Annotated in this window: 20 protein-coding genes and 1 riboswitch; of the genes, 16 read left to right on the top strand and 4 right to left on the bottom strand. The window is 41.7% G+C overall.

All coding sequences use genetic code 11. The annotated features are described in order from the left end of the window. The first annotated feature begins 82 nt into the window (after positions 1-82). The 3 genes from V7201_RS06835 to V7201_RS06825 all read left to right on the top strand — a co-directional run bounded on the left by V7201_RS06835 (position 83) and on the right by V7201_RS06825 (position 5,449). The gene (locus tag V7201_RS06835) at positions 83-1,777 is read left to right on the top strand and encodes a serine hydrolase (protein WP_335376044.1); all 1,695 of its coding nucleotides are present in this window, start codon (positions 83-85) and stop codon (positions 1,775-1,777) included. A gap of 52 nt (positions 1,778-1,829) precedes the next feature. Further along, positions 1,830-3,953: a glycoside hydrolase family 3 N-terminal domain-containing protein gene (locus V7201_RS06830; protein WP_438825028.1), complete on the top strand. Its 2,124-nt coding sequence runs from the start codon at positions 1,830-1,832 to the stop codon at positions 3,951-3,953. A gap of 233 nt (positions 3,954-4,186) precedes the next feature. Then, positions 4,187-5,449 carry an exo-beta-N-acetylmuramidase NamZ family protein gene (locus tag V7201_RS06825; protein WP_335376042.1) on the top strand — a complete coding sequence of 421 codons (1,263 nt, stop codon included), beginning with the start codon at positions 4,187-4,189 and terminating at the stop codon, positions 5,447-5,449. A gap of 60 nt (positions 5,450-5,509) precedes the next feature. On the opposite strand, the gene V7201_RS06820 is transcribed toward V7201_RS06825, so the two are convergent. Next, positions 5,510-5,722: a methionine aminopeptidase gene (locus V7201_RS06820; protein ID WP_335376041.1), complete on the bottom strand. Its 213-nt coding sequence runs from the start codon at positions 5,720-5,722 to the stop codon at positions 5,510-5,512. 218 nt (positions 5,723-5,940) lie between these two features. Further along, positions 5,941-6,249, bottom strand: coding sequence for a winged helix-turn-helix transcriptional regulator (locus V7201_RS06815; RefSeq protein WP_335376040.1), 309 nt, complete (start codon positions 6,247-6,249; stop codon positions 5,941-5,943). A gap of 187 nt (positions 6,250-6,436) precedes the next feature. On the opposite strand from V7201_RS06815, the gene V7201_RS06810 reads away from it, so the two are divergent. The 4 genes from V7201_RS06810 (at position 6,437) to V7201_RS06795 (ending at position 9,170) form a co-directional block, all read left to right on the top strand. Continuing rightward, the gene (locus V7201_RS06810) at positions 6,437-6,874 is read left to right on the top strand and encodes a DoxX family protein (protein ID WP_335376039.1); all 438 of its coding nucleotides are present in this window, start codon (positions 6,437-6,439) and stop codon (positions 6,872-6,874) included. Continuing rightward, positions 6,861-7,721: a VOC family protein gene (locus V7201_RS06805; RefSeq protein WP_335376038.1), complete on the top strand. Its 861-nt coding sequence runs from the start codon at positions 6,861-6,863 to the stop codon at positions 7,719-7,721. The genes V7201_RS06810 and V7201_RS06805 overlap by 14 nt, the downstream gene beginning before the upstream one ends. Before the next feature lie 51 nt (positions 7,722-7,772). Further along, positions 7,773-8,372, top strand: coding sequence for an NADPH-dependent FMN reductase (locus V7201_RS06800; protein ID WP_335376037.1), 600 nt, complete (start codon positions 7,773-7,775; stop codon positions 8,370-8,372). A 162-nt stretch (positions 8,373-8,534) separates the two neighbouring features. Next, positions 8,535-9,170: an FMN-dependent NADH-azoreductase gene (locus V7201_RS06795; protein ID WP_335376036.1), complete on the top strand. Its 636-nt coding sequence runs from the start codon at positions 8,535-8,537 to the stop codon at positions 9,168-9,170. A gap of 401 nt (positions 9,171-9,571) precedes the next feature. Here V7201_RS06795 and katA read toward each other — a convergent pair whose 3' ends face one another. Continuing rightward, positions 9,572-11,035: a catalase KatA gene (gene katA, locus V7201_RS06790; RefSeq protein ID WP_438825027.1), complete on the bottom strand. Its 1,464-nt coding sequence runs from the start codon at positions 11,033-11,035 to the stop codon at positions 9,572-9,574. Positions 11,036-11,444: 409 nt separating this feature from the next. Here katA and V7201_RS06785 point away from each other — a divergent pair, with 409 nt between their 5' ends. Beyond that, positions 11,445-12,032: a cell wall hydrolase gene (locus tag V7201_RS06785; protein ID WP_335376053.1), complete on the top strand. Its 588-nt coding sequence runs from the start codon at positions 11,445-11,447 to the stop codon at positions 12,030-12,032. Positions 12,033-12,194: 162 nt separating this feature from the next. Here the strand turns inward: V7201_RS06785 and dacB are convergent, their stop codons facing one another. Then, positions 12,195-13,682, bottom strand: coding sequence for a D-alanyl-D-alanine carboxypeptidase/D-alanyl-D-alanine endopeptidase (gene dacB / locus V7201_RS06780; RefSeq protein WP_438825031.1), 1,488 nt, complete (start codon positions 13,680-13,682; stop codon positions 12,195-12,197). Positions 13,683-13,805: 123 nt separating this feature from the next. Between dacB and V7201_RS06775 the strand changes: the two genes are divergently transcribed. From V7201_RS06775 to V7201_RS06740, 8 genes are all read left to right on the top strand, one after another. Further along, entirely contained in the window at positions 13,806-14,006 is a 201-nt protein-coding gene (locus V7201_RS06775; protein ID WP_335376033.1) for a hypothetical protein, read from the top strand. Positions 14,007-14,212: 206 nt separating this feature from the next. Beyond that, the gene (locus tag V7201_RS06770) at positions 14,213-14,554 is read left to right on the top strand and encodes a metal-sensitive transcriptional regulator (RefSeq protein WP_335376032.1); all 342 of its coding nucleotides are present in this window, start codon (positions 14,213-14,215) and stop codon (positions 14,552-14,554) included. 59 nt (positions 14,555-14,613) lie between these two features. Further along, positions 14,614-14,759, top strand: a riboswitch (FMN riboswitch). 542 nt (positions 14,760-15,301) lie between these two features. Next, on the top strand, positions 15,302-16,396 hold the full coding sequence (ribD, locus tag V7201_RS06765) for a bifunctional diaminohydroxyphosphoribosylaminopyrimidine deaminase/5-amino-6-(5-phosphoribosylamino)uracil reductase RibD (RefSeq protein ID WP_335376031.1): 1,095 nt from the start codon (positions 15,302-15,304) through the stop codon (positions 16,394-16,396). Between the two features lie 4 nt (positions 16,397-16,400). Beyond that, positions 16,401-17,057 (top strand): riboflavin synthase, encoded by a 657-nt coding sequence (gene ribE / locus V7201_RS06760; protein ID WP_335376030.1) that lies wholly within the window; start codon positions 16,401-16,403, stop codon positions 17,055-17,057. Between the two features lie 11 nt (positions 17,058-17,068). Then, the gene (locus tag V7201_RS06755) at positions 17,069-18,262 is read left to right on the top strand and encodes a bifunctional 3,4-dihydroxy-2-butanone-4-phosphate synthase/GTP cyclohydrolase II (protein WP_335376029.1); all 1,194 of its coding nucleotides are present in this window, start codon (positions 17,069-17,071) and stop codon (positions 18,260-18,262) included. A 16-nt stretch (positions 18,263-18,278) separates the two neighbouring features. Further along, positions 18,279-18,749 (top strand): 6,7-dimethyl-8-ribityllumazine synthase, encoded by a 471-nt coding sequence (gene ribH, locus V7201_RS06750; RefSeq protein ID WP_335376028.1) that lies wholly within the window; start codon positions 18,279-18,281, stop codon positions 18,747-18,749. A gap of 191 nt (positions 18,750-18,940) precedes the next feature. Further along, complete coding sequence (locus V7201_RS06745) at positions 18,941-20,158, top strand: S1C family serine protease (protein WP_335376027.1); 1,218 nt, start codon at positions 18,941-18,943, stop codon at positions 20,156-20,158. Between the two features lie 42 nt (positions 20,159-20,200). Beyond that, positions 20,201-21,076 carry a peptidylprolyl isomerase gene (locus V7201_RS06740; protein ID WP_335376026.1) on the top strand — a complete coding sequence of 292 codons (876 nt, stop codon included), beginning with the start codon at positions 20,201-20,203 and terminating at the stop codon, positions 21,074-21,076. The last annotated feature ends 225 nt before the right edge of the window (positions 21,077-21,301 follow it).

Below are 21,301 nucleotides of genomic sequence, written 5' to 3'. Positions count from 1 at the left end.
AGATAGTCTAAAGGTACACTATGAAAGCCCTTTCATAGATTTCTACTTTACTAAGAGAGCAATTGCTCAAAAAGGAGGAAATATGAAGAAAAAACCACTCACAATTGCGTTAGCTGCTGTACTAGGTACTGGAGTGATGATTCCGGTATCATTTGCGGAAGGCTATCCTGGGCCTGGTTCAACGATTGAACAAAGGGAGGGGAAAACCGCGACTGAAAAAGCTCATCCTGTCTTTTCATGGGACAAGCCTGGTCCATTGTCACCGGTGCTCCACAAAGGCTCAGTCCGCGGAGCAGGAATGGTCCAGGGACCGCTTGATGAAATCGATGGACAAATGGAAAAGATGATTGCTGATGGGGTTATGCCTGGCGCTGTAGCGTTTGTTGCCCGCAGAGGACATATCGTCAAACAAGAAGCTTATGGATATGCGTACAAATATGAAGATGATCAATTAACCGAATCAAGTAATCCTATCAAGATGCAGGAAGATACTATTTTTGACCTTGCTTCTATCAGTAAAATTTTCACAACCACTGCAGCAATGATCCTTTATGATCAAGGCCGTTTTGAATTGGATGACAAGGTTGCGAAGCATATTCCTGAATTCGCTGAAAACGGCAAAGGAAATGTGACAATCAGGCAGCTGCTTACTCATACTTCCGGTTTTACTGCATGGGTACCTCTGTATACAAAAGGAAACAGCCGTGAAGACAGAATCAACCTCGTTTTAAAGCAACCTTTAAGCAATGAACCGGGCAGCACCTATACATACAGCGATCTCAACATGATCACGCTCGGTGTCTTGATCGAACGCCTTTCAGGCCAGCGGCAGGATGAGTTTGTTAAGGAACATATCACCGGGCCGCTCAACATGAAAGATACAATGTATAATCCTCCTGCTTCCCTGAAAAACCGCATCGCAGCCACTGAATATCAGCCATGGACAAACAGAGGGATCGTCTGGGGAGAAGTACATGACGAAAACGCCTGGTCACTGGATGGAGTTGCCGGCCATGCTGGAGTGTTCTCGACAGCTGCAGACCTTGCCAAGCTTGCCCATATGTATTTGAATGACGGCCGCTATGGAAGTGTCCAAATCCTCAAGCCGGAAACCGTTAATAAAATTCTTGAAAATCAGATTCCACAATTCCCGGGAGATGATCATGGATTAGGCTGGGAGCTCGCACAGGGCTGGTTCATGGATGCATTATCAGAGGGATCCACGATGGGCCACACTGGTTATACGGGGACATCGATTGTAGCGAATAAGAACAATGGCACGATTGCGATTCTGCTTACGAACCGTGTTCACCCAAGCAGAAACACCGTTTCAACGAATGTAGCCAGAAGACAGCTGGCAAGACAGGTTGCGGATGCGATTCCTGTTGATATTCCTGATGGATCTGCGTGGTTCTCAGGCTATGGAGATAAGATTCAGCGCTCTTTAACAGCAGAAGTGAATTTGAACAGCCCTGTTAAACTATCATTCCAAACATGGCACCGAATTGAAGCACAAGCTGATTATGGCTACCTTGAAATCTCCGATGACGGAGTGAACTGGAAAGAGGCAGCTGTCTTTACCGGCAGCAGTGTTGACTGGGATCAGTTTGAAGCGGATATTCCTGAAACAACAAAATTCATCAGATTCCGTTATAAGACAGACAGTTACACGAATGGCCGTGGATGGTATCTCGACAATATTAAACTAGTAAATTCTAATGGTGAACAAGTACCTGCCGAGTTTTCAGGAGAAGGATGGAGTCAGCGAGATTATTGACCCGTTAATTTTCTATGATTTGGATAAAATATGAAAAATGGAGGAGATGTACATGAAAAAACTGAGTAAATTAATGGTTTACTCATTGGTTTTGCTTCTTGCTTTTTCACAAATGCTGATTGGCAGTTCGGTGAAAAAGGCAAATGCGGAGGAAACCAATAAAGTGGAAGACCTTGTGATTTATCAGAACGTGCCTGAAGCAGAGTATGAAGTCAAGGATGGAACCCTGCAATTGAAGGCTCTTCATGTTTATAGTGAAGGATACTTCATGATCGCTTCCAAAAACCTGATCTGGAAATCTGCTAACAAAAATGTAGCGATGGTGGACCAGGATGGAAAGGTAAAGTTCACCGGGCAAAATGGAAGGACGTTCATCACCGTAACAGATGGTGTCTATAAGGACCGTATTGCACTTGATTATAAAGTGAATCCTTCCTCCAAAGAAAATGGGCAAAAAGGTAAGCCTGAATCCGAGGCTGTTGTAATCAAAGAGGAAGGCAAGAGATATGACGTAATCGGCAATGCCATCAGCAAGATGACATTGGAAGAAAAAGCTGGCCAGATGCTGATGCCGGATTTCAGAACATGGAAAGGCAAAAACGTAACCGAAATGCTACCGGAAATAGAGCAGCTTGTTAAGAAATATCATTTAGGCGGTGTCATCCTTTTCCGCGAAAATGTGGTGACAACTGAACAAACTGCCACCCTCGTTTCACAATACCAGGAGGCAGCCGAAAAATATGGCCTGTTGATGACGATTGATCAGGAAGGCGGTATTGTAACAAGGCTTCAATCTGGAACAGATATGCCAGGGAATATGGCTTTAGGAGCAGCTCGTTCACCTGAAATCGCCCATAACGTAGGTAACGCAATTGGCGAAGAGCTTGCTGCACTCGGCATCAATATGAACTTTGCGCCGGTAATGGATGTTAATAATAATCCAGATAATCCGGTAATTGGTGTCCGCTCATTCGGTGAGGACCCTCAGCTTGTAGCTGATTTAGGAGTTGCTTACACAAAAGGTCTTCAGGAAGCTGGTGTCGCGGCAACAGCCAAACACTTCCCGGGCCATGGGGACACTGCAGTCGACTCCCATCTTGGTCTGCCAGAGGTTCCGCATGATAAAGAGCGCCTGAAGCAAGTGGAGCTTTATCCATTCCAAAAAGCGATGGGAGCTGGCATTGATGCAATCATGACGGCTCATGTCACTTTCCCGAAAATTGATGGGACAAAGGCGATCTCCCAAAAAACTGGTGAAGAAATCGCTATTCCAGCTACCCTTTCTTATAAGGTGCTAACAGAATTGATGCGTGAAGAAATGGGCTATGAAGGTGTCATCACCACAGATGCGATGAATATGAAAGCAATCGCTGACCATTTCGGTGCGGTAGATGCAGCAATCCGCGCAGTTAAGGCAGGTACAGATATCGTCTTGATGCCTGTTGGACTGGAAGAGGTTGCAAGTGGGTTATTGAATGCTGTTAAAAGCGGAGAAATCTCTGAAGACCGGCTTGAAGCTTCAGTAAAGAGGATTTTAACTTTAAAGGTGAAGCGAGGAGTCATCAAGGAAGAAAGTCCGGTTTCAGTAGAAGACAAAATTGCAAATGCTCTTGAGGTGGTAGGTTCTCCGGCACATAAGCAAATCGAAAAAGAAGCAGCCGAAAAGTCAATCACATTAGTTAAAAACGAGTCTGCCCTGCCTTTGAAGGTAAATGACGATGGTCATATCGTTGTTGTTGGCAATACCTATATTGGGGATTTGGCAGCTGCAATCCAGAAGCGCCATCCAAACACAACAGTCATTGCATCCACTTCATACAAATTGACAGGAGCTCAGCTTGAACAGATCAAGAATGCCAGCGCAGTTGTTGTTGGTTCCTATACATTCAGTGTTTCGGGCCGCTCACCATCAAATGCGCAAATGGTGATCATCAACCAGATTATTGAGCATGCAGATGCACCTGTAATTGGAGTCGGCATCAGGAACCCATATGACATCATGGCGTTTCCGCAAATTGATGCTTATCTGACTCAGTATGGTTTTAGACCGGCAAGCTTTGATGCTTCAGCAGGAGCAATCTTCGGAGAATTTTCACCAACAGGAAAGCTGCCAATCACCATTCCAGGGATAGATGGCGGCGTGCTTTATGGATTTGGACATGGTTTAGGTTATTAATTATATCACCTTGCTATTTATTGGCTTTGCAGTTGGGATAATCCTTTTCGGAATAAACGGTGCTGATTTCGGAATAAAAGAGAAAAATTCGGAATAAGAGGGATGGATTTCGGAATAAAATGAAAAATTTCGGAATATCTCGATCATCCCTTTTTAAAACATATTGCTTTCTCATTAAAAAAAGGCAGTTTTTATACTGAAATAATAACTAACTAAAAACAGGAGTGAGATTGATGAAAAAATGGCTAGTCACAGTCCTTACAACTGTCCTGATCCTATCCTCATTGACCGCAGCAATGGCCGACCACGATAACGGCCAGGGAAAAAGCCAGGATCATAAAAAGTTTCAGGTTGGTGCAGAGGCACTTTTAAGCGATCACAAGGATTTAATTAAAGGCAAGCGTGTAGGTCTAATTACGAATCCGACTGGTGTTGACAAGAACATGACAAGTGTTGTCGATCTGCTTTTCAACGATCCTGATGTAGAATTGACGGCATTATATGGCCCTGAACACGGTGTAAGGGGAAGCGCGCAAGCTGGAGCGTACGTTGAGTATTATATTGACGAAAAAACGAATCTACCAGTTTACAGCCTTTATGGAAAAACAAAAAAGCCTACACCTGAAATGCTTGAAAACGTAGATGTCCTCCTTTTTGATATCCAGGATGTCGGTACAAGATTCTATACGTACATCTATACAATGGCTTATGCAATGGAAGCTGCGAAAGAAAATAATATTCCGTTCATCGTTCTTGACCGTCCAAATCCTCTTGGTGGACATAAAGTGGAAGGACCTGTTCTTGAACCTGAATACAAGTCGTTCGTAGGCAACTATGAAATTCCGCTTCGTCACGGAATGACAGTTGGGGAACTGGCAAAGCTTTTCAACAAAGAATTTAATATTGGTGCAGATTTAACTGTAGTAGAAATGAAGGGCTGGAAACGGACAATGTTTTATGATGAAACACCGCTTGAATTCGTTCCGCCATCTCCGAATATGCCAACATTGGAAACAGCTTTAGTGTATCCAGGAGCAGCATTGATCGAAGGAACAAATGTATCTGAGGGAAGGGGCACGACCAAGCCTTTCGAATTAATCGGTGCGCCGTTTATCAATTCGGATGACCTTGCTGCTGAATTGAACTCTCTTAATCTACCAGGAGTGAAGTTCCGTGCAGCATCGTTCATTCCTACTTTTTCAAAACACTCTGGTGTCCTTTCTCATGGAATTCAGATTCATATCACGGACAAGAATTCTTACAAGCCAGTTGAAACAGGTCTTCACATTGTAAAAACAATCCATGACATGTATCCTGAAGACTTCCAGTTCCGTGCAGAAGACAGCAAGGGAATCTCCTTCTTTGATCTTCTATCTGGTAATGGGTGGATCAGGGAGGCAATTGAAAATGGACAATCTGTTGATGAAATGAAAGCACAATGGGAAGATGAATTAAATCAATTCAAACAGGTTAGGGAAGAATATCTCATCTACTAAGTTCAATAAAAAAATGGCCGCTGTATGAATGATAACAGCGGCCATTTTTATTTTGGCAAATCAATTCGCACTTGCATTCCAGTCTGTATACAGCCCGCTCCCGTTACAGCCAGGGCATTCATAAGGGGCAGCATAATAAACAAACTCATTTGCAGAAAAAGGATAATATCCTCTCCCGTGGCAGTCCGGGCATTTATTCTGGTCTTTCATATTAGCAATGTGATTTTCATATCTAGTATTTCTCCATTGGTTCAGTGCATTTAATAATCCCATTTCCGTTCACCTCCAGTTCCATACATATAGTTTGGAGAAATTTAACTCATTTTATGTATAGTTTATGGAGAATGTTGGATTTTGCGCAGGTACTAGCACAGAGCATGTCTTGATTAATGTTTTTTGCTTAAATTCCATGAAAAAAGCACTCTTTCTGATGGAAGAGTGCTTTTTATCAAAATTCATTGATCTATATAAGCTGCTGATATGTGAAAAATTTAAACCTCCAGCCAGCTTTGTGACCATTTTTCTATATCTTTCATAAGAGGCTCAAGTGCCAGACCTTTATCAGTTAATGAATATTCTATGCGAACTGGAGTTTCTGGATAAACTTCTCGTTTTACAATTCCTTCGTTCTCCAAATCCTTTAACCTCTCAGAAAGTACCCTGCCACTAATTCCAATGGAAGATTCTATGCTGCAAAAACGCTGAGGACCAGAAAGCAGCTGGTAAATAATCATTCCCGTCCATCGCTGGCTCAAGATACTCATAGCTTTTTCAAATCTAGGGCAAATTGATTTATCCAATTAAATCACTCCTTACTTATATTATAAACACTTAAATCAAAAAATAAATTACTTTTTATAAAAAACATACTTGACGTAATTTAATTATAAAAATATAATTACTTACATAAAGTAACTAACTAACGATTTGCGCAAGCGTTATTATTTTCGTTGGATCCAATAATCATAATTAAGGGAGATTAAGATAATGTTAAAAAATAATGAAATAGGTTCAACCATCTTAAGAGTTTTTTTAGGCGCTACATTCTTAATTCACGGTGCAGCAAAGTTCCAGGGCGGCATTGAGAATACAGTTGGTTTCTTTGAAAGTCTTGGCTTGCCAGGTTTCTCTGCATATCTTGTAGCCCTTATTGAACTCGTTGGCGGTTTAGCAATGATATTGGGAGTAGGGACAAGAATCGTTTCACTTTTATTTACAATCGTTTTGGCGGTTGCGATCATCAAAGTAAAAGTTGCCGGCGGATTTCTCGGTAACGGGCAAATGGCAGGTTATGAACTTGATTTAGCATTAATGATGATTGCCATTTATCTTGCAATGACAAACAAGTCCCTTTTTGCTTTAGACAATGTTCTTTTTCAATCAAATAATAGAAATGAAGGAGGCAACAAACATGAATTTTCATAAGCCGCCAGTCACATTCGTTGGCCAGGTAAACCTTAAGGTGCAGGATTTGCAGCGTGCTCTAACTTTTTACAAAGAAGTAATAGGCTTTAAGGTATATGAACAAACGGAAAAATCAGCAAAGCTAACTGCTGATGGAAAAACAGTTTTATTATCGATTGAACAGCCAGAAGATGTCATTCCGAAGCATGGAAGGACAGCTGGCCTGTATCACTTTGCACTCTTGTTGCCTGACCGCGCAGATTTAGGAAGAGTATTAAAGCACTTGCTTCAAGTAGGCTATCCATTGCAGGGAGCATCTGACCACCTTGTAAGTGAGGCTCTGTATTTAGCTGATCCAGACGGAAATGGAATTGAAATTTATACAGATCGTCCAGCTTCTGAGTGGGATTGGAAAGATCAGTCTGTAGTAATGGCAACTGAAGCATTGGATGCAGAAAGTGTTCTTGCAGAAGGTATGCCAGGATCATGGGATGGGCTTCCTGAAGGCACAGTTATGGGGCATATCCATTTACATGTTTCAGAACTAGTAAAAACAGAAGAGTTTTATACTGAAGGATTAGGATTTGAAGTTGTAAGCCGCTACGGACCACAGGCGCTATTCATTTCGTCTGGTAAATATCATCACCATATTGGATTGAATACCTGGAATGGAGTTGGCGCTCCAGTACCGCCGGCTAACAGTGTTGGACTCGAATCATTTACTCTAATGCTTCCTAATGAGGAGTCTGTAAAAGAAACGGTAGCCCAGCTAGAAAAGATTGGGGCAGCTGTTACTGAAGTAAACGGAAGCTATGTGACTTCTGATCCTACTGGAAATCGTATTATCTTGCTGACAGTTAAGCAGTAGGGAAGAAGTTATTCAACTAATGGCAGGAATTTTTAATAGGTGGTGTGAGGAATGAGTTTTTTTAATAAATTATTTGGAAGAAACACAAGGGAGGAAGAAACAATGACAACAGCGAGAATGAATATTGGTATTATTTTAGGAAGCACACGCCAGGGTAGGGTAAGTCCACAGGTTGGTGAATGGGTTAAGGAGATTGCTGATAAACGTGGAGATGCAAATTATGAAATTGTCGATATCGCGGACTTTCAGCTGCCTTTCTTAGGTACAGCGGATGGAACTGAGCCAGGAATTGCTGCATGGAATGAAAAACTGGGAAGCCTTGACGGATTTGTTTTTATCGTACAAGAGTACAATCACAGTATCACAGGAGCTTTGAAAAATGCGCTTGATTTTGCCCGTGAGTCATGGAATGACAAAGCAGCAGGAATCGTAAGCTACGGCTCAACTGGGGGAGCACGCGCGGCTGAACATTTACGAGGAATCTGCGGTGAATTAAAGATTGCAGATGTCCGTACACATCCAACTTTATCTCTTTTCACAGACTTCGAAAATGGTTCACAATTTAAACCCCAAGCCTTGCATCTAGATAATGTCAACACGATGCTGGATGAGGTTGTGGCTTGGAGCGGTGCATTAAAAACTTTAAGATAATCTCAATCTATTAATCTATATTTTTTGTGCCTAAATTTGTTTAAGCAATTTAATTGACCGGCGGGTAAAAATGCACTAATATCTCGATGTAAACAATTTTTATTTCGAGATTTATTCTTCCGAAATAATTACTATAACAGGAAAGTAAAGGTGAGATACATCATGGCAAAGGTTTTATACATCACAGCACACCCGTTAAACGAGGAGCAATCAGTCAGTTTGTCAGCAGGAAAAGCTTTCATCGAGACTTACAAAGAAGTTAATCAAAATGATGAAATCGTTCATTTAGATTTGTTTAAAGAAAATATCCCACAAATTGATGCAGATGTTTTAGGTGGCTGGGGCAAGCTTCAAAAAGGAACAGCATTTGAAGATCTTTCTTCAGAGGAACAGGCAAAAGTTGGCCGCCTGGCTGAACTAGTTGAGCAATTTACAGGAGCAGACAAATTCGTATTTGTCACTCCTCTATGGAATTTTTCATTCCCACCAGTAATGAAGGCATATCTTGACTCAGTAGCGGTTGCTGGAAAGACATTCAGATATACTGCAGAAGGTCCTGTCGGATTGTTGACTGACAAAAAGGCTTTGCATATCCAGGCACGCGGAGGTTACTACTCAGAAGGACCAGCTGCTGAAGTTGAAATGGGCCATCGCTATTTGGCAACGATCATGAATTTCTTCGGTGTTCCTTCCTTTGAAGGTGTATTCATTGAAGGCCACAATGCGAACCCAGAAAAAGCACAGGAAATCAAAGAAAATGGTATTGCTCGTGCGAAAGATATTGCTCACACATTCTAATGAAAAAACGAAAGCAGGCCAATTATGGCCTGCTTTTTACATAACTAAAGAACGCAATTCTTGAGGTCTTTACCCGCCAGCCCTAGCGTTGTTTCAATTGGAACATTAAAAAGGGGAAAAAGTGTAATCCAATGTAGGCTTCATTGGAACATCGAAAAGAGGAAAAAATGTAATCCAATGTTCCAAATACTACTTATTGGAACATCGAAAAGAGGAAAAAGTGTAATCCAATGTTCCAATAGGCTTCATTGGAACATCGAAAAGAGCCTCTTCAATTTTCCACTATGCATTTTAGGACACCCCCCAACTCAAAATCATTCAGCCAAGCTAGAGGGACTACAACATTAATTTTTTAAAAAAGTAAAAAGGGTGCCCTAAAAGGACACCCTTACTGTCAAATATTAAACTTCCTGTGGTACCTGCAAGCCTAATCCTTGAGCGATGCGTGTTCCGTATTCTGGATCTGCTTTATAGAAATGGCCGATCTGGCGGAGCTTGATATCATCACGTTCAACTGGCTTCATTGCCGCAACAATGGTGGCAACCAGGCGAGCGCGTTCTTCTTCATTCATCAAGCGGTATAAATCACCAGCTTGAGTATAGTGATCATGATGGTCATAGCCGACATTCTCAGCAACACCGCTGACTGGGAAGGAAGCCTGCTTGTGCTCATTCACTTCAGTAGGTCCTCCAAAACTATTAGGTTCATAGTTTACTGATTTTCCGCCATTGCCGTCAAAGCGCATCTGCCCATCACGCTGGTAGGAGTTTACTTCTGATTTTGCCCGGTTGATTGGAAGGTGTTGATGGTTAGCACCTACACGGTAACGATGCGCGTCAGCATAAGCAAACAACCGGCCCTGAAGCATTTTATCAGGTGATACATCAATACCCGGTACAAGTGTTCCAGGAGAGAAGGTAGCCTGCTCAACCTCTGCAAAATAGTTTTCCGGATTTCGGTTCAAGACCATTCTTCCGACTTCGATTAATGGATAATCCTTTTGAGACCATACCTTTGTTACGTCGAATGGATCGAACCGGTATGTGTTCGCATCCTCTAGAGGCATGATTTGAACATACAGCTTCCATGCAGGGAAGTCTCCATTCTCAATTGCGTTGAATAAATCTTCTGTATGATAATCAGGATTTTCACCGGCAATCTTAGCAGCTACATCTGCTGACAGGTTCTTGACGCCCTGCTCAGTCTTGAAGTGATACTTCACCCAGACACCGTCGCCTTCTGCATTTGTCCATTTAAATGTATGGCTGCCAAATCCATGCATATGACGGAATGTAGCAGGTATGCCCCGGTCAGACATAAGGATTGTTACTTGATGCAGTGATTCAGGAGATAGAGACCAGAAATCCCAAACCGCATTTGGATTCTTCAGATGTGTTTGCGGATCTCTTTTTTGAGTATGGATGAAATCAGGAAACTTAATGGCATCACGGATAAAGAATACAGGTGTATTGTTTCCGACTATATCGTAGTTTCCTTCCTCTGTATAAAACTTCACGGCAAATCCACGAGGATCACGGACTGTATCTGCTGATCCCAGTTCACCGGCAACTGTCGAGAAACGGATAAACATAGGTGTCTTTTTGCCAACTTCAGAAAGGAAATCCGCCTTTGTGAATTCGGACAAGTCATTTGTCACTTCAAAATATCCATGAGCTCCAGCGCCTTTTGCGTGTACTACACGCTCAGGAACACGTTCCCGATTAAAGTGCGCCAATTTTTCTAAAAGGTGTACATCCTGAATTAAAGTAGGACCCCTTGATCCCGCTGTCATCGAATTCTGGTTGTCCCCAACTGGCGCTCCCCAGCTTGTTGTAAGCTTCTTATTTTGTTTATTGCTCATCATCAACCCGCCTTTATCATGTATTTTTGAATAACTAAATGATAACACTTTTCACTTTAAAATCAATACTAAATTATAATTATTTTAAAATAGAAATTAGTACAAGTTGTTGAACCCTCTCTAAATATATGTATTACACTGTTCGGATTTTAGAAAAGAATTTTGAAAAATCGAAAGTTACAGATTTGTAACCTTTGTAAAATTTGAACCGATTATTGTTAAGAATGGATAGTTGAGGAAAAAGAGAGAAGATGGAATAACTTTCTAGGTTTAAGACGATTAAAGCAGTACCGGTGTTCAGGAGTGTAATAGTTTGATTGGCACTTATTGGACAATGAATAACTATATTACAACTGCTAGCCTTATTAGTAGAGAGAAGCAACACTACTGGGAGGAATAGAAAATGAGAAAAATGAAAAAGAGATTGGCAGCGCTGACTGCAGCGGTATCATTATCCTTATTTGCAACGAACGGAGCTGCAGAAGCTGCAACACACACAGTGAAAACTGGCGATACATATTGGGGAATAGCAAGCACTTATGGAGTGCCATTGCTTAACTTAAAGAAAGCGAATAATGCAACTAGCTATCTATTATATCCGGGCCAGAAGCTGACAATTCCCGCATCGCCTGTATCAGCGGCAGACCAGGACTTATTGGCACGTCTTGTTCATGCTGAAGCAATAGGGGAGCCATATGCTGGTAAAGTGGCAGTAGCGACAGTTGTCCTCAATCGAGTGGCAAGCCCAGATTTCCCTAATACAATCAGAAGTGTAGTCTACCAAAAATCTAACGGCTACTATGCATTCACGCCAGTGAAGAATGGCGCGATCAACCAGCAAGCAGATGCAGCATCCAAGAAGGCTGTAAAAGAAGCCCTTGCTTTCAAAGGCAATGGAAAAGGATCACTGTTCTTCTTCAATCCTAAAACGGCAGTGAGCAAATGGGTATTCTCAAGAGAAGTAACGGTGACTATTGGAAATCATCGTTTTGCAAAATAAGACGATTTCGGAATAAAAACAGATTTTCCGGAATAAGTGACCAGAAATCCGGAATATATTAAAAATTTCCGGAATATCAGGCCTACCTATCTATCCATTTAAAGCAAAGTTTAAAGACTCAAAAAAGCTGTACAGATTCTCATCTGTACAGCTTTTTATCAATTAAGGCTGTCTTGCCAGCACTTCAACGATCCTATCTTCGATTTGCTTTCCAGCTTCGTCATCCAGCAGATTGTTTAATAAAATGGCAAAAGTAAGCGTTTTACCGCTGCTGGTTTTTACGTAGCCTGCTAAAGTATTGACGCCTGTCAGCGACCCGGTTTTAGCAATTACGTTCTCCTTCATTGGTTCTGTCTTCATTCTGCTGCGCATTGTGCCTCCTATCATTCTGTCGCTAGCACCGGCGACTGGCAGGGAATGCTGAAACGTTTTGTACCATGTTTCCTTCTGAACATGATACAGGAGGGAGGTGACTTCATTGGCAGGCACCAGGTTTGCATGGGAAAGTCCTGATCCGTCTCTTAAAACGAGCTGATCGGAATCTACTCCCATCTGAGCCAATTCCGCATTCATGACCTCAAGTCCTTTTTCCCAGCTGCCCTCGCTATGGACAACCTTGCCCATTTCCTTCACTAATACTTCGGCATGACCGTTATTGCTGAGCTTCATGAATGGAATCAGCAGTTCTGACAGCGGCATGGATTTATGTGAAATTAATGGTTGCATATGGTCTTTAACGGTTCCCGTTTTTATTTTCCCAATAACTTTAATTCCTTGTTCTTCAAAAGATCTTTTTAAAAGATCCATCGCATATATGGAAGGCTCCCAAACTGCGACCCACTCTTTCTTCTTATTCGCATCTGCTGGGATGGTACCAGTTACTAAAATAGTATTCTTGCCGTGTTCCCGCTCGATATCAATATCATATTTCCCTTTTGCAGCAACTGTTTTTGTTCGATTTTCGATTTGAACATAATCTGTATTTGGCTCAATTGATATTGTCGCTTTGCTGCCTTTCTTGGTTCCAGGTTGAATAGTAAGGATGACCGTGCCTGAATCATAGTCTTTGTTTGGAGAAGCGGTTAAAGCCGAAATCTGCGATCCGTAATATTCATGTTCGTCGGTCCAGGTTAAATCAGTAGAGTAACGGACATCATCATACCAGGTATCATCGGCGATGAGATCGCCCTCAATTCTTTCGATTCCCTTTTCTTTCATATTTTTAGCGATTCTATTAAAGTCATCAGACAGGAGTGTCGGATCGCCCTTGCCTTTTAAATAGAGATTTCCTTCCAGAGTTTTGCCGTGTATATTCCCATCTGCAAATACCTCAGTCGTAAAAGTGTAGTCCTCTCCTAAAACTGAAAGAGCGGCAGAAGCGGTGAACAGCTTCAATACAGAGGCTGGCTGTAAGCGGGTCGCTCCGATATGTTCATACAGCAGCTCGCCATCCTCGGCAGATCGTACACTTAATCCTGCTAAAGATCCTTTGAGATGTGGTTCATCATTTAAAATTTCCGTGATTTCTTTAGACAATTCCCCGCTTGGTTCAAATGCTTGTGCAGGCGGCTCTTCAGGTTTGAAGTATGCGATTAATGGCAATATTGTAATAGATAACAAAACGATAAATAGTGCTGTTTTCTGTCTCAACTCATCCTTCATTCCTTTCATTCGCGATTAGAAACCCAGTTTTTCGACAAGAATTTTCCCAATAAACAACTAGTAAAGTCTATGATAATCTTTTCATTAATATTAGGTTTAGGAGGGGAAAAAATGAACCGATTCATGTGGAATGCCTTACTCATTGTGGTCATCGGAACAGGATTTTACTTCTATGTCCATTTAATTTTTTCAAAGGTCACCGATCCTCTGTACGGTTCGTTGGCCCTGCTGCTTGGGTGTCTATTTGCAGCAGGCATATCCAGGGAACTAATGCAGACTGCTCAGACTGAACAAGAGAACAGCCAGATATAGTTACACTCCTGCACAGGAGTGTTTATTTTTTTGTATAAAAACTACTTAATCAAGTTCGGCCGCCAAATATAGAATTCCTTTTTAAGGAACGAAATTTATTTGTAAAAGTTCCAATTTAAATAGATTTTCAGGTAAATGAGATTTTATGATAAGTACTGTATGGGGGTATGATAAAATTAAAGATATAAGAAAAAGGGGGTTTTCGAATGGATATCCTTGAAACAGGAATGGACCCATCTGAATGTGAGGACAGCTGCTGTTCGTCTGAACGAAAAAGCCATCACTCTGATAAAACGAAAAAGAACCTTGTCACCAGATTGAATCGGATCGAAGGACAGATCCGCGGCATAAAGGGCCTGATTGAAAAAGATACTTACTGTGATGATGTCATCACTCAAATTTCCGCCACCCAAGCTGCATTGAACAGTGTGGCTAAGCTCCTTCTGGAAGGCCATATGAAATCGTGCATTGTCGAGCGCATCCAGGAAGGCGACAATGAAGTCATTGATGAGTTGCTGACGACAATCGAGAAATTGATGAAAAAATAGCTAAATGTTATTTATTCGTAATTTGAATTTTTGTCTTGTATAATAACTGTAATAATTAAATATTCCTTCGGGGTCGGGTGAAATTCCCAACCGGCGGTAATGAAGCTGATGCTTCTTAGTCCGTGACCCGGTTAACATTTGTTAAACGGTGGATCTGGTGAAACTCCAGGGCCGACAGTTAAAGTCTGGATGGGAGAAGGAAAAAAACGAGGATTAAAAAATAGGGTGTAGTCTGCCCATTTTATAACCTCTAGTTCAATGTTGCCTTTTTTAGGACCCCGAGACGCTATGTTTCGGGGTCTTTTTGTTTGTCTCTTTACTAAATGATTGTTGTTTGGAAACAGATTGATGGATAGAGCGGAAATTGCAAGATTGTAGTGGAGCAGATAAAGCCTCTTGGATACCTGAAAGAACAGAAATTGGAAAAAGAGGTACTCAATAAAGCCTCTTGGATACCTGAAAGAACAGAAATTGGAAAAAGAGGTACTCAATAAGGCCTCTTGGATACCTGAAAGAACAGAAATTGGAAAAAGAGGTACCCAATAAGGTCTCTTGGATACCTGAAAGAACAGAAATTGGAAAATGAAATCGCCAATATAGCCTCTTGGTTATTTAAAAGAACAAAAAATGGAAAAGATGTGCATCTAGAACCATTTTTCACACGCGAACGGGCATGGGAATTCTCAAAGAACAAAAGCAACAATGGGTATGATAACAACCTTTAATTTTTAGAAAGGGGGCGACCAAATGAACGACCTTGACTATATGGCATTAGCCATTAGCCTGGCGAAAGCAACAACTGGGCAAACTTCTCCCAACCCGCATGTAGGTGCAGTGTTAGTAAAAGACAATCAGATTGTAGGAATGGGGGCACATTTAAAGGCTGGGGAACCGCATGCTGAGGTGCATGCTATTCGAATGGCTGGCGACAAAGCTTTGGGAGCGACACTTTATGTAACACTTGAACCATGCAGTCATTTTGGCAAGACGCCGCCGTGTTCCAATTTGGTCATTGAATCGGGGATTAAGAAGGTCTTTGTCGCTTCAATGGACCCTAATCCGCTTGTCGCTGGCGGAGGAATTAAAAAGATGCAGGCGGCAGGAATAGAGGTAGAAGCAGGGTTATTGAAGGATGAAGCTGAAGCGCTAAATAAGGTGTTTTTTCATTACATAGATACTGGCTTGCCTTATGTAACTTTGAAAACAGCCACAAGCCTTGATGGAAAGACTGCAACCACGACTGGTGAAAGTAAATGGATCACTAGCGAAGAGTCCAGGAAGGATGTTCACCAGTTCCGCCACACTCATGATGCTATTCTGGTAGGTGTTAATACAGTGGTCAAGGACAATCCAAGCCTGACAGCCAGGATTGAAGGGGGAGGCAAGAACCCTATCAGGGTGATTCTCGATACGAACCTGAGAACTCCTTTAGACTCCAAAGTCGTCAACGATAAAGAAGCAAAAACCATTATTGTGACAGGTTGTGAGGCAAATCCTGCACAGATAAAAAAGTTCACTGAAAACGGAGTTGAAATTATTACCCTCGAAACACCAAAAATTCAGATTTTAGATATGCTCAAAAAGCTTGGTGAACGAGGAATTTCTTCTGTCTATGTTGAAGGCGGCGCTGAGGTTCACGGCAGTTTTTTAAAGGAAGAGGCTTTTCAGCAAGTCATTACGTACATTGCCCCAAAGCTTATTGGAGGGAAAACAGCTCCTGCAGCCTTTGGCGGGGATGGAATAGCACATCTGGAGGACACGGTTTCTTTGGATATAAAAGATGTGAAGAAGATTGGACAGGATATAAGGATTATTGCGGAGCCTGTTTCGGAAGGAGGTTAAATATATGTTCACGGGAATCATTGAAGAAATTGGAGCCGTTGCTAATATTCAGCACACCGGCGAATCATTCGTCCTGACAATCGATGCAAGCAAGGTACTAACCGATGTCCATCTGGGTGACAGCATTGCAGTAAATGGAGTGTGTCTTACCGTCACTTCTTTTTCTAAAAGTCGCTTTACAGTCGATGTGATGCCTGAAACGGTCAAAGCGACCAGCTTGAAAACAGTCAAACGAGGTTCAAAGGTGAATCTTGAGAGGGCAATGGCCGCAGGCGGCAGATTCGGGGGTCATTTTGTAGCCGGCCATGTTGATGGAGTAGGCGTAATAAAAGGGAAAAAACAATTTGAAAATGCCGTTTATTATGAAATAGAAGCTGATACCGAGCTCCTCAAATACATTATTTTAAAAGGCTCTGTCGCTGTAGACGGGACAAGCCTGACGGTGTTTGGCGTTTCGGAGGATAGTTTTACACTATCACTGATTCCCCATACTTTATCCGAGACAGTTTTGGGTTTTAAAGGTACCGGTGATATTGTGAACATCGAATGTGACATGATTGGAAAGTATGTAGGGCACTTTTTGAATAACCAGGCTGCGGCAGCGCCAAAACGAGGCAATACTATTTCTGCCCAATTTTTAGAGGAAAATGGGTTTATGTGAGGATGATGAAAATGTTTGATCCAATCGAAGAAGCGATATATGAGCTTATGCAGGGGAAAGTCGTCATCGTTTGTGATGATGAAGACCGTGAAAATGAAGGAGATTTTATCGCATTGGCTGAAAAGGCTACTCCTGATGTCATCAATTTCATGGCTACACACGGAAGAGGATTGATCTGTGTTCCTATAGAAACAGATTTGGCGCAAAAGCTGGAATTAATGCCTATGGTATCGCGTAACACGGATCCTCATGGGACAGCTTTTACGGTGAGCATTGATCATAAGTTTTCAACAACTGGCATTTCAGCTTATGAACGATCTGCAACTGTTTTAAGCATGCTTGACCCAGAATCGAAGGGTGCTGATTTTAAAAGGCCTGGACATATCTTCCCGCTAATTGCCAAAAAAGGGGGAGTTTTGAGAAGAGCTGGCCATACAGAAGCAGCAGTGGATTTAGCAAAATTATGTGGGGCAAAGCCAGCAGGCGTCATCTGTGAAATCATGAATGAGGATGGCACAATGGCCCGAGTACCAGAGCTTCGGAAAATCGCCGATCAATTCGAATTAAAAATGATCACGATTAAAGATTTGATTCAATACCGGAACCGGAAAGATCAATTGATCAAGAGAGAAGTTGAAATCAATCTTCCTACTGAATTTGGAATTTTCAAGGCGGTTGGTTATTCAAATCTAGTAGATGATAAAGAACATATTGCTTTGGTAAAAGGGGAAATCGACCCCGATAAGCCGGTACTAGTAAGAGTGCACTCAGAATGTCTGACTGGAGATGTGTTTGGTTCCTACCGCTGTGATTGCGGCCCGCAGCTCCATGCAGCATTGAAGCAAATTAATGAAGAAGGCACGGGAGTCCTGCTTTACCTGCGCCAGGAAGGAAGAGGCATTGGGCTCATGAACAAGCTCAGAGCCTACAAGCTTCAGGAAGAAGGCTATGACACGGTTGAGGCAAATGAAAAACTTGGATTTGGAGCCGATTTGCGTGAGTATGGAATCGGGGCACAAATTCTAAAAGACCTTGGCATCAAGCAAATCAAACTACTTACCAATAACCCAAGGAAAATAAAAGGGCTGAAGGGATATGACCTTGAGGTTGTCGACCGCGTGCCGATCCAGATGGAAACACGTGAAGAAAATGAAAATTACTTAAAAACAAAGCACAGCAAGTTAGGTCATTTACTAAAATTTTAAATTTGGAGGAATAGAAATGAACAGAACATTCGAAGGAAATATAGTTGGTACTGGACTTAAGGTTGGAATTGTCGTTGGCCGTTTTAATGAATTTATCACAAGCAAATTATTAGGCGGAGCCCTTGATGCATTAAAAAGGCATGGAGTAGAAGAAAATAGCGTTGATGTAGCATGGGTGCCAGGCGCGTTTGAAATTCCGTTAATCGCGCAAAAACTTGCAAAAAGCGGTAAATATGATGCAGTGATTACATTAGGCACTGTTATTCGCGGATCCACTCCGCACTTTGACTATGTTTGTAATGAGACTGCGAAAGGCGTATCTTCTACAGCATTAAATACAGGCATTCCTGTTATTTTCGGGGTGCTGACAACTGATACAATCGAGCAGGCGATCGAGCGTGCAGGTACTAAAGCCGGAAATAAAGGCTGGGAAGCTGCGACTGCAGCCATTGAGATGGCTAACTTAGTAAGGGATATTGAAATCTAATATTGCATGATCGATTAAGCTGCAGGCGATGCCTGTGGCTTTTTTTATTTGTTCGCTTAACGTGCAGATATCCATCCATAATTCTTCCATTTAATTTAAAATCCTTGCCCCAGTTTGTTAATAATTTGTTCATACATTCTGGTTAAGATGAAAACAAGTAAACGGGATGAAGCAAATAAGGAGGAATAATCATGAATGACTTTGAAGAGCGTGATCGGTATCCGGAAGCTGAGCCGGCGAAAAAAACGAGTAAATGGAAGAGCGTTTTATCAACAGTTACTGCAGGAGTGATTGGTTCTGCTCTGACACTTGCGGCTGTCAATTATACAGATTTAGATTTAGGTAATAAGGAGCATGCACCTGCAGAGAATGCTGCAAACGGGCTAAACAGCAACAGCTCTACAAATATTGTTACGACGCCAGCATCTACAAAAAGTACGGTGTCAATGGCAGATATTATTGAGTCATCTTCAAAATCAATTGTTGGCATCACCAATTTCCAGCAGCAAAACAGCCCATTTTCAAGCAGCCAGGGTGATGTAGAAAGCGGTTCGGGCTCTGGGGTTATTTTTAAAAAAGCAGGCGGCAGCGCTTATATCGTGACCAATAATCATGTCATTGAAGGGGCATCCAAAGTTGAAGTCTCCCTCTATAATGGTGAAAAAGTAGCCGCTGAAGTTGTAGGTGCGGATGCATTGACTGATTTGGCAGTCGTGAAAATTACTGCTGAACATGTAACAGATGTAATCGAATTCGGCGATTCTTCGGTGTTAAGACCAGGAGATCAGGTGCTCGCCATCGGCAATCCGTTGGGACATGATTTATCACGGACAGTTACCCAGGGTATTGTCAGTGCAGTTGATCGTTCCATTTCAGTGCCTACCTCAGCAGGTGAATGGGAGATGAACGTCATCCAAACAGATGCAGCAATCAATCCGGGAAACAGCGGCGGGGCATTAATTAATACTGTGGGCAAAGTCATCGGCATCAATAGTTTGAAAATTTCTCAAAACGGAGTGGAAGGCCTGGGATTTGCGATTCCAAGCAAGGATGCTTTGCCAATCGTCAACCAGCTGATTGAAAAAGGGAAAGTTGACCGTCCTTATCTTGGTGTAAGCCTGGCAGATATTTCACAAATACCTGAAATGTACCTTGAGAGCCTTCCTAGTAAGGTTGAGACAGGCACCATGGTCACTACTATTGCACCTAATACAGCCGCAGAAAAAGCGGGACTTCAAAAACAGGATGTGATTGTTGAGATTAATGGTGAGAAAGTAGATAAAGCCAGTGACTTGAGAAGGTACATGTATACCAACCTAAAGAGTGGTGACAAAGCAAAATTGAAAATCTACCGTGACGGAAAGCTAATTTCTGTTGAGGTTACGCTCACAGCAAATACTCAGAATTAAATCCCATTGCTGTAGGATCGAAAAAACTCATTGGAGGTAAAAATGCTTAAATCTATACTGAATAAAAATATGATATTCCCTGCTGTTTTGATTTTATTGATTGTCCTTATCGTGACAGTAGGCTTTGCTAAAAAAGAAACAGCAGCAAGCATAAATGGTGAAAAAATCAGCAAGGAAGAATTATACCAAAAAATGACCCATCTTTATGGAAAAGATACGCTGGAGTCATTAATAACGAATAAAATGATTGAATTGGAATCCGAAAAGCAAAAAGTAAAGGTGACCGGAACGGAAATTGATGAAGAACTTACGAAATTGCAAAATTCCTATGGTGGAGAAGATGCCTTCGCCTCTGCCCTTCAGCAAAACAATGTTTCTATCGATCAGGTGAGAGACGATATCGAACACTACCTTCTGGCAGAAAAAATGATTGAACCATCTATTAAGATCACAGAAGAAGAAATGAAAACATATTTTGAGAAAAATAAAGATTCCTTTGATCAGAAAGAACAGGTCAAAGCAAGCCATATTTTAGTCAAAGATGAGGCTTCTGCCAAAAAAGTGATGGGAGAGCTTGATAACGGCAAGGATTTCGCAGAACTTGCCAAAAAATACTCCACTGACAAAAGCAATGCTGCAGCTGGGGGAGACCTTGGATATTTCGGAAAGGGAGAAATGGCAGAGGAATTCGAAAAAGCTGCATTCAGTCTAAAAGTGGATGAAATCAGTGAACCAGTAAAGACAGAATTCGGCTACCACATCATTAAGGTATCAGATAAAAAAGCAGCAAAAGCAGCAAAATATGAAGAACATAAAAAAGAGATCAAAGAAAAATTATTGGATGAGAAAATCCAGGCAGAATACCCGAATTGGCTGAAGGAGAAAAAAGCAGATTACAAGATCAAAAAATATTTATAATGGAAAAACTCTGCAGAGATGCAGAGTTTTTTTGCTGCAGCTGGAATTAGCCATACTGTTCTAAATCAAGATTACCTGTGCTTTATCTACATAAATCAAAGTGGGAATTTAATTGCCTATACTAGAAATTCTATAGACCGCTCAAGCATTGAAATCTATGATGATTGGTCGTAATAGCAGTCCTAATGACCGTTCGAGCGAAGCAGTCTGGTGATGAATGGTCGT

Source organism: Bacillus sp. JJ1122 (assembly GCF_036964885.1).
Lineage (GTDB): Bacteria > Bacillota > Bacilli > Bacillales > Cytobacillaceae > Mesobacillus.
This window is presented reverse-complemented; position numbering and strand designations above follow the sequence as displayed.